This window comes from Janthinobacterium sp. B9-8 (assembly GCF_000969645.2).
Taxonomy (GTDB): domain Bacteria; phylum Pseudomonadota; class Gammaproteobacteria; order Burkholderiales; family Chitinibacteraceae; genus Iodobacter.
This window is the reverse complement of the sequence record NZ_CP014222.1, coordinates 4,620,374-4,635,914: the sequence shown is the minus strand read 5'-3', so window position 1 is coordinate 4,635,914 and position 15,541 is coordinate 4,620,374. Positions and strand designations below refer to the sequence as shown.

The 15,541-nt window shown below is 50.6% G+C and carries 15 protein-coding genes; 14 read left to right on the top strand and 1 reads right to left on the bottom strand.

Going from position 1 to position 15,541, the window contains the following annotated elements; genetic code table 11:
- Positions 1–149 precede the first annotated feature (149 nt).
- The 12 genes from flhF (at position 150) to rpmG (ending at position 11,901) form a co-directional block, all read left to right on the top strand.
- Positions 150–1,697: a flagellar biosynthesis protein FlhF gene (flhF, locus tag VN23_RS20770; protein WP_046350374.1), complete on the top strand. Its 1,548-nt coding sequence runs from the start codon at positions 150–152 to the stop codon at positions 1,695–1,697.
- Positions 1,675–2,577 carry a MinD/ParA family ATP-binding protein gene (locus tag VN23_RS20765; protein WP_046350375.1) on the top strand — a complete coding sequence of 301 codons (903 nt, stop codon included), beginning with the start codon at positions 1,675–1,677 and terminating at the stop codon, positions 2,575–2,577. The genes flhF and VN23_RS20765 overlap by 23 nt, the downstream gene beginning before the upstream one ends.
- Before the next feature lie 123 nt (positions 2,578–2,700).
- Positions 2,701–3,777 carry an ABC transporter permease gene (locus VN23_RS20760; protein WP_046350376.1) on the top strand — a complete coding sequence of 359 codons (1,077 nt, stop codon included), beginning with the start codon at positions 2,701–2,703 and terminating at the stop codon, positions 3,775–3,777.
- Complete coding sequence (locus tag VN23_RS20755) at positions 3,777–4,523, top strand: ABC transporter ATP-binding protein (protein WP_046350377.1); 747 nt, start codon at positions 3,777–3,779, stop codon at positions 4,521–4,523. Before VN23_RS20760 ends, VN23_RS20755 begins: the two co-directional genes overlap by 1 nt.
- Entirely contained in the window at positions 4,523–5,578 is a 1,056-nt protein-coding gene (locus tag VN23_RS20750; protein ID WP_052746410.1) for an MlaD family protein, read from the top strand. Before VN23_RS20755 ends, VN23_RS20750 begins: the two co-directional genes overlap by 1 nt.
- A 67-nt stretch (positions 5,579–5,645) precedes the next feature.
- A complete protein-coding gene (locus VN23_RS20745) occupies positions 5,646–6,221 on the top strand; it encodes an ABC-type transport auxiliary lipoprotein family protein (protein ID WP_046350378.1) in 576 nt (191 codons plus the stop codon).
- A 35-nt stretch (positions 6,222–6,256) separates the two neighbouring features.
- The gene (locus tag VN23_RS20740) at positions 6,257–7,000 is read left to right on the top strand and encodes an RNA polymerase sigma factor FliA (protein WP_046350379.1); all 744 of its coding nucleotides are present in this window, start codon (positions 6,257–6,259) and stop codon (positions 6,998–7,000) included.
- A gap of 33 nt (positions 7,001–7,033) precedes the next feature.
- Positions 7,034–7,774 (top strand): flagellar motor protein, encoded by a 741-nt coding sequence (locus VN23_RS20735; RefSeq protein WP_046350380.1) that lies wholly within the window; start codon positions 7,034–7,036, stop codon positions 7,772–7,774.
- Positions 7,775–7,899: 125 nt separating this feature from the next.
- Complete coding sequence (locus tag VN23_RS20730) at positions 7,900–8,646, top strand: lysophospholipid acyltransferase family protein (RefSeq protein WP_046350381.1); 747 nt, start codon at positions 7,900–7,902, stop codon at positions 8,644–8,646.
- Between the two features lie 107 nt (positions 8,647–8,753).
- Positions 8,754–11,093, top strand: a complete 2,340-nt coding sequence (locus VN23_RS20725) for a DNA translocase FtsK (RefSeq protein ID WP_046350382.1) — start codon at positions 8,754–8,756, stop codon at positions 11,091–11,093.
- Positions 11,094–11,494: 401 nt separating this feature from the next.
- Complete coding sequence (gene rpmB, locus VN23_RS21635; RefSeq protein ID WP_082752868.1) at positions 11,495–11,728, top strand: 50S ribosomal protein L28; 234 nt, start codon at positions 11,495–11,497, stop codon at positions 11,726–11,728.
- Positions 11,729–11,745: 17 nt separating this feature from the next.
- On the top strand, positions 11,746–11,901 hold the full coding sequence (rpmG, locus tag VN23_RS20720) for a 50S ribosomal protein L33 (protein WP_046350383.1): 156 nt from the start codon (positions 11,746–11,748) through the stop codon (positions 11,899–11,901).
- A gap of 119 nt (positions 11,902–12,020) precedes the next feature.
- On the opposite strand, the gene VN23_RS20715 is transcribed toward rpmG, so the two are convergent.
- On the bottom strand, positions 12,021–12,908 hold the full coding sequence (locus VN23_RS20715; protein WP_046350384.1) for a LysR family transcriptional regulator: 888 nt from the start codon (positions 12,906–12,908) through the stop codon (positions 12,021–12,023).
- Positions 12,909–13,137: 229 nt separating this feature from the next.
- On the opposite strand from VN23_RS20715, the gene VN23_RS20710 reads away from it, so the two are divergent.
- Both VN23_RS20710 and VN23_RS20705 read left to right on the top strand, forming a co-directional pair.
- The gene (locus VN23_RS20710; RefSeq protein ID WP_046350385.1) at positions 13,138–13,446 is read left to right on the top strand and encodes a DUF485 domain-containing protein; all 309 of its coding nucleotides are present in this window, start codon (positions 13,138–13,140) and stop codon (positions 13,444–13,446) included.
- Positions 13,446–15,251: a cation acetate symporter gene (locus tag VN23_RS20705; protein WP_197433138.1), complete on the top strand. Its 1,806-nt coding sequence runs from the start codon at positions 13,446–13,448 to the stop codon at positions 15,249–15,251. The genes VN23_RS20710 and VN23_RS20705 overlap by 1 nt, the downstream gene beginning before the upstream one ends.
- The last annotated feature ends 290 nt before the right edge of the window (positions 15,252–15,541 follow it).

Here is a 15,541-nt window from a genome sequence, read left to right as displayed (position 1 = left end):
AGATAAATTAAAGAATAATTACCTAATTAAGCTAGGTATGCTTAAGAGTAAACTGACAAAACATACTAAAATACACGCAGCTAAACTGTATATTTCATACCCATTGGCTTGCACGAGGATCATCTTTTGTTTTCAGACGGCAACTGGATATGGTCGTAAAAAAGTTCTACGGAGCGACTACACGTGACGCGCTGCGTCAGGTTCGGGACGAACTTGGCCCAGATGCGCTTATCTTATCCAACCGCCAGGTGTCTGGTGGTGGCATAGAGATCATGGCCGTGGCAGACGCCGATGTCGCCGCGCTGACCAACGTCCAAAACGTTGCCGCACAGCCACGCCCTGCGCCACAACAAAATACCCGCGGCGCGCAAAATGGCGCAAAGCTGCTACAAAGCGCGCAAGCTGCTGCGCCAATCAGCAAAGCCCTCGCCCGCTCTTACGCCATCCCCGATGATGACGATGAAGAACCCAGCACCAAGCATATCCTGCACGATGAGCCGGTTGTCCTGCGCAGCAATCGCCATGCACCACGCCAGCCGGAGCCTGCCGCTACCGCGCCCATACCGCTCGACAGCAATCCAGAATATCAGCAGCCCAGACCTAGCCGCCCAGCACCACGGCCTGCGCCGCCACCACCGCGTCGTCCTGCCCAGGCCTTGCCTACTTTCAGCTTTGAAGACGATGAAGCACCACCAACACAAAGCCTGGCTGATAAAGCAGCGATGGATGGCATTGCACGCGAAATCCGCCTCTTGCGTGGCTTACTAGAAAGCCAGCTCGCAGGCATGGCTTGGGGTGAATTATCGCGCCATGCGCCTGAAAAGCTCGAAGCCTTGCGCCAGCTTTTATCCGCTGGATTTTGCCCAGCGCTTTCACGCCAACTCGTTGAAAAAATGCCAGCGCAAATGACGCTGGATCAAGGCATGCGCTGGGTAAAAGCCGCGCTCACGCATAATCTGGCTGCAGCGACCACAGACGACGATTTGATCAACCGCGGCGGAATCTACGCCCTCATCGGCCCGACGGGTGTGGGTAAAACCACCACCGTAGCCAAGCTGGCGGCGCGTTGTGCGCTCTTACACGGGCCAGATTCGGTGGCCCTGCTCACCACCGACAGCTACCGGATTGGTGCGCACGATCAGCTGCGTATTTACGGCCGCATCATCGGTGTGCCGGTGCATGAAGTCAAAGACGAAACCGATTTGCAATTTACCCTTGCCGATCTGAGCGAAAAGCATCTGGTACTGATTGATACCGTCGGCATGGGGCAGCGCGATCAGCGCATCAGTGAGCAACTAGCCTTGTTTGACGAAGACAATGTATCGACCCTGCTGCTGCTCGCTGCCAATGCTCAAACGGGCACGCTAGACGATGTGGCACGCCGCTATCGCAATACCCATTTAGCGGGCTGCATTCTGACTAAGCTCGATGAAACCATGAATTTAGGCGGCTGCCTTGATGTGGCGATCCGGCATAAACTCCGCCTGCACTTTTTAACCAATGGGCAGCGTGTGCCAGAAGATCTGCACCGTGCCAATGTGTCGTATCTGGTTGATAGAGCCTTCAGAGGCGAAACGCAAAACAGCGCTTTTACCCTCAAGCCTGATGAATTTCCACTCTTTATGGGCGCGCAAGGCGGCACGATGGATAGCCCGCTTGATTTCAATATAAACCATGCGAGCCATTCCCGTGGCTAGTCTTTGGTCAGATCAAGCAGCGGGCTTGCGCGCCATGATTGCCCCAACGCCCTGCCGCAGCATCAGCCTCAATGGCGGTCGCGGCGGCAGTGGCACCACCACGCTGGCGATTAACTTGGCCGCAGCGCTGGCCGAACGCAATCGTGAAGTGATTTTATTAGACGAATTCACCGGCATGGGCAATGCCGCCCACCGCATGCGCCTAGAACAAAAACACGAGCTGGATCATGTGTTGCGCCGTGAAGTCACGCTGGCCGATACCCTGCTTGCTACCGAAGCGGGCTTTTCTATTTTGCCGATTAGCGCCAAAGCCACCGTATTAAGCAGCCTGAATGAGCGCGAGCTAACGTGGCTATCAGCCGAATTTGAACAGCTCACCCAATACGCCGAGTTTTTACTACTCGATACCCGCCCCTCCGCCAGCCATGGCGTGCCCTGCCTTAGCCTTGCTGCCGACGATGTGATGGTAATTGTATCCAATAGCGCCGAATCGCTCACCGACGCTTACGCCACCATTAAATTACTCGGCACCGAATACGCAAGGCGTGATTTCCGGATTTTAGTCAATCGCGTCGATACCATTACCGAAGCAGGGCTGATTTTTAATCGCCTTAAAAGCGTGGCCAAGCAGTATTTGGGCGATGCGGTGCAAATGAAATTGATTGGCTATGTGCCCGAAGACGAAAAACTAAAACGTGCATCCCGTTTGGGACGCACCGTACTTGATGCCTTTCCTGACGCCGATTCCAGCCATGCTTTCCGCCAGCTTGCCGATGTGATGCTACGCTGGCGCAAACCGCTCCATAGCGTAGACAGCAGCGGTTTTCTCTACCGTCTGGTGGAATCCAGCCGCCTGCTCACAGAACAACTCCAGCATTAAAGGGCGATTACGATTGCTCAAACTTAAGTATTCAAACCATAAAACGACTTTCTTCACTGAGATCAAGATCCTCAGCCAAGATTCAAGGCTTAATCCTATTTTTTTTCCTCGCTGGGGTTGTTAATGGCTCAGCTTGCAATCAGCCCCCGCCCCCAAAACACAACCCTGCAGCTCTCTGGCCGCCTGGATGCACAAACTGTTGCCCCACTCTGGGCAAAAATTCGGCAAGCGGGCGCTTGCGAAGTAGACGCCAGTGGTGTGACTTATTGTGATGGCGCGGGTGTGGCGCTTTTTTATACCTTGGCTCAAGGTGGAGCCACTATTCATCATCTGGCCCCGCCCTTTGCCGAATTACTCGATGTTTTTCAAATTGAAAAACCTCTTTTTAAAGCCCCACCCTCACCCCCAATCGGCTGGCTTACCGCACTAGGCAAAGCCACGGCAGAACACAAAACAGCACTACGCATCGCCATCACTTACTTGGGGGAGCTAAGTGCTGCCATCCATCAGATCTTGCTGGCCCCAAGCAAATTAAGAATCCGCGAAGTGCTCGCCACGGCCAGTAAAAATGGCGCAGACGCACTGCCCATCGTGGCCCTGATTGCCGCCTTGCTGGGGATGATTTTGGCGTTTCAATCGGCCATTCCGATGCGCCAGTTTGGCGCTGAAGTGTTTGTGGCTGATTTAGTCGGCCTATCGCTGGTACGGGAACTTGCCCCCTTAATGATGGCTATTTTATTAGCGGGGCGCACAGGCGCGGCCTTTGCGGCTGAGCTAGCCAGTATGAAAGTCAACGAAGAACTGAATGCCTTAGTGACTTTGGGCCTCAACCCCATCCGCTATCTGGTGCTACCCAGAATTATCGCCACCACGCTTATGGCACCGCTGCTCTCTGCCTGCGCGGTGCTGATTGGCCTCGTCGGCGCAGCCATCGTGATGCTGAGTTTTAATATTCCTATTCAAACCTATATCACCCGCGTTTCAACCATTGTTGATTTAGGCGATTTTACCGGCGGCTTGTTTAAAGCCGCTGTATTTGGGATGGAGATCGCACTGATCGGCTGCTATCGCGGCTTGCAAGCAGGCAGCGGAGCCAGTGCAGTGGGCGCGGCCACTACGCAAGCAGTCGTCAGTAGCATTGTGGCAATTGTGGTGAGCGATGGGCTGTTTGCTTTTATTTTTTATCTGGCAGGCTGGTAATGAGCGACGCCATTATTCAAGTAAAGCAGCTGCAATGTGCCTACGGCGATCGTATTATTTTGCGTGATGTGAGCTTTGAGGTCAGCAAGGGCGAAATCATTACCATCTTAGGCGGATCAGGCTGCGGCAAATCCACCCTGCTCAAGCATATGATTGGTTTACTGCCCGCTCGCCAAGGCGAAGTTTTGATTGGCGGCGAAGATATTATTCATGCGCTTGGCGAAACGCGGCAGCGCATTTTGGCCCGCATCGGGGTGATGTATCAATCGGGCGCGCTATTTGGCTCGCTCTCCGTACTAGAAAACGTCATGCTGCCGCTGGCAGAATACACCGCACTCAATGCAGAAGCCCGCGAGATAGTCGCCCGTTTAAAGCTGCGCTTAGTAGGGCTAGAAGCCTATGCCGATTTTTTGCCCAGTGCTTTATCAGGCGGCATGCAAAAGCGCGCGGCCATTGCCCGAGCGTTGGCACTCGACCCACAAGTCTTATTTTTAGACGAGCCATCAGCGGGGCTAGACCCGATCACGGCAGCAGAATTAGATGCCTTGATTTTGCAATTAGCGCATAGCCTGCACACCACCTTTATTGTGGTAACGCATGAGCTAGCCAGTATTTTTAGCATTGCCGACCGGGCCATCATGCTCGATAAGGAAACTCAGGGCGTGTTAGCCATCGCCCCGCCTTCAGAGTTGGCCAGTCACTCCGACCCACGTATTAGTCATTTTTTTAATCGGCATATTCATTGATGAGTGCTCAAAAACAACATTTCCGACTAGGTGTCTTTGTCCTTGCTGCGCTAAGTATCTGCATTATTCTGGCCATCGCCTTTGGTGCCGGACGCTGGACTCGTACCACGATCACACTAGAGAGCTACTTTAATGAATCGGTACAAGGCATCGATATTGGCTCCAAAGTAAAATACCGGGGCGTGATTGTGGGAGAAGTCAGCCATATAGGCTTTACTTATTCCCGCTATGAGCAGGAACTAGAGCCTAGCGAGCGCCAGCAATATGTGCTGATCGAGGCCAAGCTACGCCCTGAATTATTTGGCGGCAAAAGCATGCCGTTTCCTGATCAAAGCTATCTCAGCAAGGAAATCGATAAAGGCCTGCGTGTCAGGCTTAATCCACAAGGCTTAACCGGCACGAGCTACTTAGAAATTGATTATCAGGATCCAGGCCGCAATCCCATCCTAGCCATAGAGTGGCAACCGCAGAATCTCTATATTCCGTCGACTCGCAGCACTGTCGCTCAATTAGTAAACAGCACCCAAAACCTCGCATTACGGCTGCAAAAACTGGATATCGAAGGGCTAATCAGCAATTTGAATAAGCTATTAAGCACGGCCAATACCAAGATGGACGAAGTGCCATTGCAAGCCTTAACAAAAAAAATGCTCGTCATTATGGAGAAACTGGAAAAAATTCCCTTTGATGAATTAAGCACCGAGGCCAGTGGCTTGATGCACGAGGCGCGCGCCAGCAATCAATCCATTCAAAAATTACTGGCCGATCCGGCCTGGGCCAGTATGCCTGGCGATTTGGCTGCCAGCAGCAAACAAGCAAGAGCACTGCTTGAAAACCCCAGCTTAGCAGGCAGCTTACAAAAAATGGAAAGCAGCTTAAATCGCCTAGACCGGCTGCTTGCTGAGCACGAGGGTGGCTTAGACAGTACTCTCAATAATATGCAGCAAATCAGCGAAGACTTGCGTGTCATCAGCGAATCGGCCCGCGCCAACCCCACCGGCCTGCTGCTAGGCAAACCGCCAGCGCCCTATGTGCTGCCTGCGGCTAAAAAATGATTTCAAAAAGCACAAAAGTGACAAGCCTACCTTCATTGAATCGCTTTTATATTGATGACAACACCTTATGAAACAACTGATCGTCTTACTTTGCACAGTTCTCTTAGCCGCTTGCGGCACAGCAATTCCTATTAAAGAAACTTACCTGCCCGTTGCAGAACGTACTGGTATGGCGCAAGCAAAGCACTTTAAGGGCAGTTTACAAATTGCTCCTTTCAGTGCTCAAGCCCCCTTTGCCGAACGCAGTTTCTTTTACAGGGAAAGCGCCCAGCGTTTTGTAAAAGACCCCTATCGTGAATGGCTATCCCCGCCTGCACAGCTGCTCACCTTAAGCACTCAACGCTGGCTGCAAGCCAGTGGTTTATTTAGCGAAGTGCTGCCACTGGCTGCTAAACAAGCAGGAGATTACCAATTATCCGGGGAATTGCTAACACTTCATACCGACCTGCAAGCCCAGCCCCTTGCAGTAGCAAAACTGCATATACGCTTAAGCTCGGCGAATTCCCCTGTTATACTCGATACTATTCTTACGGCAAATGAACCTCTAACTGGCACAACGGCCAATGAAATTGCAGCGGGATTGGATCGCGCGCTTGCAAACACGCTTAAGCAACTAGAAAGCACGCTGATTTCACTTCCCTAGGCTAAACTGACTTTGCCACCTCACAGTAGAAACCCATGGCCGCGCCACGCGCACTTTCCCTCTATCGGCAGACCCAGGCAAGCAGCGAAGACGATTACGTTACGCTTCATACCTCACTGGTCAAACGCATCGCCTATCATCTGGTGAGCCGTTTGCCTGCCAGCGTGGAAGTGGATGATTTAATCCAAGTGGGCATGATGGGCTTGATGGAAGCCGCCAAAAGTTTTGACCCGAATGCAGGCGTGTTGTTTGAAACCTTTGCCTCGCAACGTGTTCGCGGCGCAATGCTGGATGAATTAAGAAGCGCTGACTGGATGCCGCGCCAGGCTAGAAAGCATATGCGGGATATTGAAGCCGCCTTAGTGAAGCTGGGACATAAGCTAGGCAGAGCGCCGCTGGAAAGCGAAGTGGCAAGCTACCTTCAGCTTAGCCTAGAAGAATACCAAGATATGCTGACCGAGGCCCGTGGCCATCAGCTTGTGCACTTAGATGACTTTGAAGAAGACGAAGAAAGCCATCACAGCGAACACAATATCGCAGATCAAACGCAAAACCCATTGCATCAATTATCAGAAACCCATTTTAAGCAAAAATTAATTGAAGCCATTGATGTGCTGCCAGAACGGGAAAAACTCGTCATGGCGCTGTATTACGACGAAGAACTCAATCTTAAAGAAATTGGTGCCGTGCTCAGCGTAACCGAATCCCGTGTTTGCCAACTACACAGCCAGGCCATTGCCCGGCTGCGGGCCCGATTAGGCGATTGGACAGGCCAATAAGCGAAATATATAAATAAAAGCAGATTAGGGAATATGGATAAGATTAGTATTTTTGGCATTTTGCTTGGCTTAACAGCGATTGTTCTCGGGCAAATTCTAGAGGGCGGCCATGTTGCATCTCTGATGCAAGCCACTGCCTTTCTGATTGTCACCGGCGGAACACTCGGTGCGGTGATGCTGCAAACACGGCAAGATCATTTTATTGCGGGTTTAAAAATGGTGAAGTGGATTTTTATCCCTCCACAGCACGATTTTAAAAAACAACTGGGCGTACTCGTAAACTGGGGCCAGCAAGCGCGCCGTGGAGGCCTTCTGGCCCTTGAAGCCTATGTGCAAAGCGAGAAAGATCCTTTTGTAAAACGCGGCCTGCAAATGGTTGTCGATGGGGCCGAACCCGAAGTCATCCGCCGCGCCTTAGAGCTAGATATCGATGTATTTGAAGACCGTGCCCGCTCAGCCGCCAAAATTTGGGAAGCAGCCGGCGGCTACTCCCCTACCATCGGCATTATCGGTGCGGTAATGGGCCTGATTCATGTGATGGAAAACCTCACCGATCCTTCCAAACTGGGTGCAGGGATCGCTGTCGCTTTTGTCGCCACCATTTACGGCGTAGCCATGGCCAATCTCTTATTTCTGCCGATTGCCCATAAGCTAAAACAACATATCCAAACCGAAGTAAGACGCCGTGAAATGCTGGTAGAAGGCCTGGTCACCATCGCCAACGGTGAAAATCCACGGGTGCTGGAAAATAAACTAGCGGGGTTTTTGTCTTAAAAACTAGAGCAAGATTATTACCTTAGGGCGGATACAACCCGCCAAAATAATTTCAAACCCAGCCACCATGACTTGCCCCCACCCAACCTCATTCGCAATCGCAATCGCCCTGCGGAGATTTCACCATGCTCTGGTTTGCCAAATGGCTACGCCTTATCCTTGCCTGGCTAGATCTCTCTGCTTTTACCCTGCTAATGCTGCTGCTTGCTCGTCTGCCTGTGACACTTTTATCTGCTTGGTACCCCTCATTATTTCAAGCTTGGTGCCGCTGTTTTGTGAGCGCGCTAGGAGTAGAGCTGCACATTCATCAACACCACAAGCATCCGCTCCCTGCTCAATATATCCTGATTGCCAATCATCCTTCGGCCTTAGAAGATGTGGGTATACCCGCTTTTTTCCCTGTTAGAAATTTAGCCAAAGAAGAAGTGCGCAATTGGTGGTTTGTGGGGCGGATTGCTGAAGCGGCGGGGACTATCTTTGTAAAACGCGAAGAAAAAGATGCTCGTCACGCGGCGCTGCTCAATATGATTGCGGCGGTTAATGCAGGACATTCTATTGCGCTTTATCCGGAAGGAGGCTGTAAGGGCCGCCGCCTGTGGGATAAGTTTTTATACGGCGCGTTTATCGTGTCTCTCGAAACCAAGGTGCCGATATTGCCCGTATTTTTACATTACGAAGCACAAGAAGCCTTTGAATGGGCCCCAAATACCACACTGCTGCAAAAAATAGGGCAGATTATGTGCTCACCGAATAAGGTAGCGCACTATCATATTTTTGATCCGCTGGAAGCCAGCCAGTTTAAAGATAAAGATGATTACTCCCGCCATACCTATGCGCTTTATTTAGAATGGCAAAAGCGTTTTCTTGAGTGAGCCTTCACACCAATCCATTGGCTTATTACCCAAATTAAACAGTCAACTGCTGTTTGTAGGATGTTGCCGCTATAATTAGCGGCATATTCATAGCAACCAAGCCAAACATGGCCATATTTCGTAAAAAAAACGTCGCGAATGTATCCAGCCGCGCCGCCTTGCCACCACAGATCGCTATTTTATTACGCGAATCATGGTGGTTTATTTTGGTCGTCTTAGTGATTTACCTCGTCTTGGTATTGAGCACCTATAGCCCCGGAGATCCCGGCTGGTCGCATAGCGCCACCCGGCCTGAAATCCACAATCGAGGCGGTGCTGTTGGCGCATGGGTTGCCGATATCTTGCTCTACTTATTTGGCTTTTCAGCTTGGTGGTGGGTAGGCTTTTGCTTTGCCGCCATCTTATGGGGCTATCGCCGGATTGATCATGTGAGTGATGGCGCTCGCCCTACAGTACTCTTTGCCTGCATCGGTTTTTTGCTAATTATTCTGGCCAGCTCTAGCTTTGAAGCGCTACGTTTACACAGTATTCATGCCGTATTACCACAGGCACCGGGTGGAATATTAGGCGTGACGCTGGGTGGCTGGCTCTATCTCAGCTTTGGCTTTTCTGGTGCAACCCTGTTTTTGCTGGCCACAATTTGCATCGGTATTTCACTCTTTACCGGCCTATCCTGGCTGCATTTGATGGAAAACTTGGGAGCCCTCATCGAGCTGAGCGCGCTTAAAGCAAAAGATGCCATTCAGGCATCGCGCGATCGAAAAATTGGCCGAGAAGCCAAAGTGCAGCGCAGCGAGAAAGTCACCTCAGAGAAAAAACGCTTTGATGATAAGCCCCCTGTGCGCATAGAAGCAGCTCACGCCGAAGCACCCGTCATCGCAGCTAAGCTCAGCAAGAAAGCGCAGGAAGAACAGCAAAAAGCCGCACAAGTGCCGCTGTTTAATGCTGAAGACTTACCTATGATTGCCAGCAACCAGGCTTTGCCACCGATCAAGCTACTCACGCCTGCACCACCCGCTAAAGAAACGATCAGCAAGGAAACACTGGAATTCACCTCAAGGCTGATCGAGAAAAAGCTGGCCGACTTTAATGTAGAAGTCAAAGTGATTGCCGCCTACCCCGGCCCCGTAATTACCCGCTACGAGATTGAGCCCGCAGTCGGTGTAAAAGGCTCGCAAATTGTCAATTTGATGAAGGATTTATCGCGCGCGCTAGGCCTTGTTTCGATTCGCGTTGTAGAAACTATCCCGGACAAAACCTGCATGGGGCTTGAGCTACCCAACCCAACACGGCAGATGATTCGCCTATCAGAGATTTTATCCTCCGAGCCTTATCACGCCATGAGCAGCAAACTCACCATTGCGCTGGGTAAAGATATTACTGGCAAGCCAATCGTGACCGATCTGGGCAAAGCACCCCATATGTTGGTTGCAGGGACAACTGGCTCGGGTAAATCGGTTGGTGTGAATGCGATGATTTTAAGCTTGGTCTACAAGGCCACGGCAGATGAAGTGCGATTTATTATGATCGACCCCAAAATGCTCGAGCTATCGGTTTACGAAGGCATCCCGCATTTGCTGGCCCCTGTGGTCACTGATATGAAGCTGGCCGCCAACGCGCTGAACTGGTGCGTGGCCGAGATGGAAAAACGCTATCGCCTGATGAGTACCTTTGGTGTGCGTAATTTGGCCGGTTTCAACCAAAAAGTTCGCGAAGCCGAAAAAGCCGGTAAGCCACTCACCAATCCCTTTACGCTAACACCGGAAGATCCTGAGCGGCTTGAGCACCTACCGTTTATTGTGGTGGTGGTGGATGAGTTTGCCGATCTGATTATGGTGGCGGGTAAGAAAATTGAAGAGCTCATCGCCCGCCTCGCACAAAAAGCTCGTGCTGCCGGTATCCATTTGATTCTGGCCACCCAGCGCCCATCTGTGGACGTCATTACCGGCCTGATCAAGGCCAATATCCCGACACGGCTGGCGTTTCAGGTATCCAGCAAGATTGATAGCCGCACCATTCTGGATCAAATGGGTGCAGAGGCCTTGCTGGGTCAGGGGGATATGCTCTTCCTACCGCCGGGTAGTGGCTATCCGCTGCGCGTGCACGGTGCCTTTGTAGACGACAACGAAGTGCATCAGGTAGTTGAAAACCTCAAGCAACAAGGCGAGCCTAACTATATCGACGGGATACTGAATGGTGGCTTTGAAGCCGAGGCTGCAGCAGGTGGTAGCAGCAGCGAAAGTAATAATGAAAGCGATCCACTCTACGATGAAGCGGTTGCCTTTGTACTCAAAAGCCGCCGTGCGTCGATTTCATCAGTGCAACGTCAGTTACGCATTGGCTACAACCGTGCTGCAAGGCTGATTGAGCAGATGGAAGCCGCAGGCTTGGTCAGCGGCATGGAAACCAACGGCAATCGCACTGTGCTGGCCCCTGCTAGTGAATAAGGGGCCCACGCCCAAAGCATAGGCACTTCCCCAACAAACAGTTGGGGAAGTGCCTTGCAAAATTGCACCCAGCCCCATCAATAAGCCGTTTACCTGTTTTATCTCAGCCCTATTAAGCAACCTTTAGCTCGGTAAGGATAAAACACGTTTTTCGCCAGGCATACCCACCCTTTCTTAGGTCACAGTTAGCCCAAAGCAGGCACTATTTTTACTCGATATTTTTGCGTGTTTACAAATATCTACCAAACCCAGCCCCAAGCCGCACAGAGCCTAGCCATAGCGCACAAAACACGAGTAGAAAAAACATAATTACCTAAGGGCAAAGTGACATAACTCTTGAAACAAAGTAGGGATCTATGCTATAAATCCGGTTTTTCTCAGAAGTCAGGGAATTACCCACCATGGCACGAGTATGTGAAGTCACCGGCAAACGCCCAGTGACAGGGAACAATGTTTCCCACGCCAATAACAAGACTAAGCGTCGTTTTCTTCCTAATCTGCACAGCCGCCGTTTCTGGGTAGAAAGCGAAAACCGCTTCGTTCGTCTGCGTGTATCTAACGCAGCACTCCGTACTATCGATAAACTAGGCATCGAAGTCGTCCTCGCGGATCTCCGCGCTCGTGGCGAAGTTTGAGGCTGAGGTAAGAAATCATGCGTGAAAAAATCAAGCTGGAATCCAGCGCAGGTACTGGTCACTTTTACACAACGACCAAGAACAAGCGCACAATGCCAACTAAGCTAGAAATCAAGAAGTACGATCCCGTGGTTCGTAAACACGTGATCTACAAGGAAACCAAGCTGAAGTAATTCAGTTGTTGTACGGTGGCCTTCATACTCGAACCCTGCCCTTGGTGGGGTTTTTGTATTTCTGGCGTCTCAAAAAAAGCCAGACTTAATCTGGCTTTTCCTCTGCCTTCTGTACAAAATCAGGGTAAATCCCATTCAGTTTTAAGCGAGCTTTTGAGCATGCTAATCAACGGATCTTGCTCTCTATCTGCCGAATAAATAAATTGCAAAGGCACTCGCACCGCAATCTCCCCACCTCGCCACAAGGCAATCGAGCCATCGGCTACAAATCGCTTCGCCGTTCGCTCAGCCAAAATAGCCACACCCATTCCCGCTTTAACTAACTCCACCAGCGTTGCTTCTTCATCAAACTCACCCACAATTTTTGGCGCAATATTCTGACTGCGCCATAGCTCTAAAGTGATTTCTGCAAGACTGGTAAATTGAGACAAACCCAACCAAGGTGCTTTACCTAGGGTTTTCCAATCCGCATTAGCTAGCTCAGCAGCCATGCTCGGTGGCAAGGCGACACAGAAACCAATCTCAGTAAGCTGTAATGTGGTGACATTCTGATAGGGATTGCGTCCCAGATAAAAACCACCGTCCAGCACTTTTTTTCGTACATCATTTAACACACTCACCGAAATACCATGAGTCGTTTGGGCCGAAATCAAGGGATACTTCTCACGCAAATGGGCCAGCCAAGAGCCTAGACGCAGCCTTGCAGGTACACCAATCGTGCCAATTTTAACTTTTCCCCTAGGCTCGCCAGCAAGTGCTTTTGCGCGATTTTGCATACCACGCGCCAAAGCGAGGATGTTTTCTGCATCCGGCTGTAATAGCTTTCCCGCCTCGGTAAGCTGCACGCCACCGGGGAAACGCTCAAACAGAGGAACGCCAAATTCTTCTTCTAATGCCTTAATTTGCGCCGTTACGGCAGGCTGAGACAGATGCAATAATTCTGCAGCTTGAGTCAGATGCCCCTGCTGTGCAACGGCAATAAAAGTGCGAAGTTGGTAGATTTCCATGCGGAAAGTATGCTCAAAAATACGTTCACTGTCAGCTTATTCACCAGAATAGGCGATGCTCTGTGTAGATAAAGTATCTGCCTAAGCGCTAGGCAAAGTGCAACGCAACATCAGCTTTGCTGATTTTGTGCATCAAAAATTGCAATTAGCATCTAAAGATCGCTGTCGTTACATTACAGATCGGTTGTCCCTTCCGGGATCCACCTTGTATCGAAGGAGGAGTCTAAGCATGAATGAACCTATCATCGACCGTATTCAGCACAATCCAAAATTTGCCGAACTGGTCCAGAAGAAAACCAGCCTCTCCTGGCTTTTATCATCAGTCATGCTGGTGATCTACTACGGCTTTATTCTGGTCATTGCATTTTCCCCCACAACGCTGGGGATCCCGCTCTCTAGTAACAGTGTCACCACCATCGGTATTCCCATTGGCATCATGGTGATTTTATCGGCCTTCGTGCTCACCGGCATTTATGTACGCCGTGCCACTGAATTTGATCAGTTGACCCGTGAAATCATCGAGGAAGCAAAGCAATGATGCATAAATTGCAAAAGCAGCTAGGCTGCGGCGCCCTGATGGCGCTTGCCAGCTTGCCAACATGGGCAGCAGGCACCATCGATGGCCCTGTCGCCAAGCAAGCGATGAACTGGCACGCCATCATTATGTTTTTTCTATTCGTCGCCTTTACCCTTGGGGTCACTTACTGGGCAGCACGTAAAACCCGCTCTGCAAAAGATTTTTATTCTGCTGGCGGTGGCATTACCGGTTTTCAAAATGGATTGGCGATTGCGGGCGACTATATGTCGGCTGCGTCATTTCTTGGAATTTCCGCGCTGGTATTTGATACCGGCTACGATGGGCTGATTTACTCGCTAGGCTTTTTAGTAGGCTGGCCGGTGATTACCTTCTTGGTGGCAGAGCGTTTGCGTAACCTTGGTAAATACACCTTTGCCGATGTGGCTTCTTATCGCCTGCAACAAGGCCCAGTGCGCACTTTTGCGGCCACCGGCACACTGGTTGTGGTGGCGCTGTATCTAATCGCGCAAATGGTAGGTGCAGGTAAGCTAATCCAACTGCTATTTGGTCTGAACTACAGCACCGCCGTGGTCATGGTTGGCGTGTTGATGGTGATTTACGTGATTTTTGGTGGCATGTTGGCCACGACATGGGTGCAGATTATTAAAGCCGTGCTGCTCTTATCTGGTGCAAGCTTTATGGCCTTTATGGTGCTTAAACATGTGAACTTCAGCGTTGAAGGCATGTTTGCCCAAGCCGTGCATGTGAAAGAAGCAGGCGCACAGCTCTTAGCCATCAAAGCCTCTGCCGCCTCAGAAGTCGCAGCACAAGCCGTGGCCAGTAATGCGCCTGATGCGGCTACGCTGGTCGAAAAAGCATCGGATGCAGCCAAAGCCGCAGTGAAAGCCGCTAAAAACATCATGGCACCCGGCGGTTTGGTTTCTAACCCCATCGATGCGATTTCTCTTGGCCTTGCATTGATGTTTGGTACAGCGGGCTTGCCGCATATTCTGATGCGCTTCTTTACCGTAAAAGATGCACAGGCTGCGCGAAAATCCGTATTTGTTGCCACAGGCTTTATTGGCTACTTCTACATTCTGACTTTCATTATCGGCTTTGGCGCGATCATGCTGGTCTCCACCGATCCATCGTATAAAGACGCGGCAGGCAAGTTGCTGGGCGGCTCTAATATGGCGGCGATCCACCTTTCACACGCAGTAGGTGGCGATTTATTCCTTGGCTTTATTTCGGCCGTTGCCTTTGCCACCATTCTGGCCGTGGTTTCAGGCTTAACCCTTTCCGGTGCGTCAGCCGTTTCACACGATCTATACGCCAGTGTTTGGCGCCATGGCCGTGTGGATGAAGCAACAGAAATCCGCGTCTCAAAATATGCGACAGTTGGCCTTGGTGTAGTGGCCATCTTGCTAGGCATTATGTTTGAGAAGCAAAACATCGCCTTTATGGTGGGCTTAGCCTTCTCTATCGCAGCATCTGCCAACTTCCCAGTGCTATTTTTATCCATGTTCTGGAAAGGCTTAACCACTCGCGGTGCCGTGATCGGTGGCTACGCAGGTCTGATCTCTGCAGTCGTGCTGATTGTTCTAGGGCCAGCCGTTTGGGTAGATACACTGGGCAATGCCAAGGGCAGCGAATTATTCCCTTATAAAAACCCAGCAATCTTCTCAATGACTTTAGCTTTTGTGATGACTTGGATCTTCTCCATTACAGATAAAAGCACTCAGGCTGATTCTGAGCGCGCCGCATTCTTGCCACAATTTATCCGCTCTATGACCGGCGTGGGTGCAGAAGGTGCGTCAAAACATTAAGAATTTTTAATAAAAAAAACACAACGCCATGCGCAATGCATGGCGTTTTTATTGCGCCGATTTAATGATTAAATTTATTTTTATAAGGATTAATACCCCAATCCTATCAAATTAAGATCAAAATATTGTTGGTTTTGTATCGGGTGTGCAAGTCGCTTTTCTTGCGCACCGTTCTTGGTGCGCAACGACTGCGTCGTTGTACACCCTATAAATGCCGACTCACCCAATTCAATAAGCTTAAGTTGATAGAGTTGATTAATCCCCCCTTCAAAAGATAAAACGAATTTAAT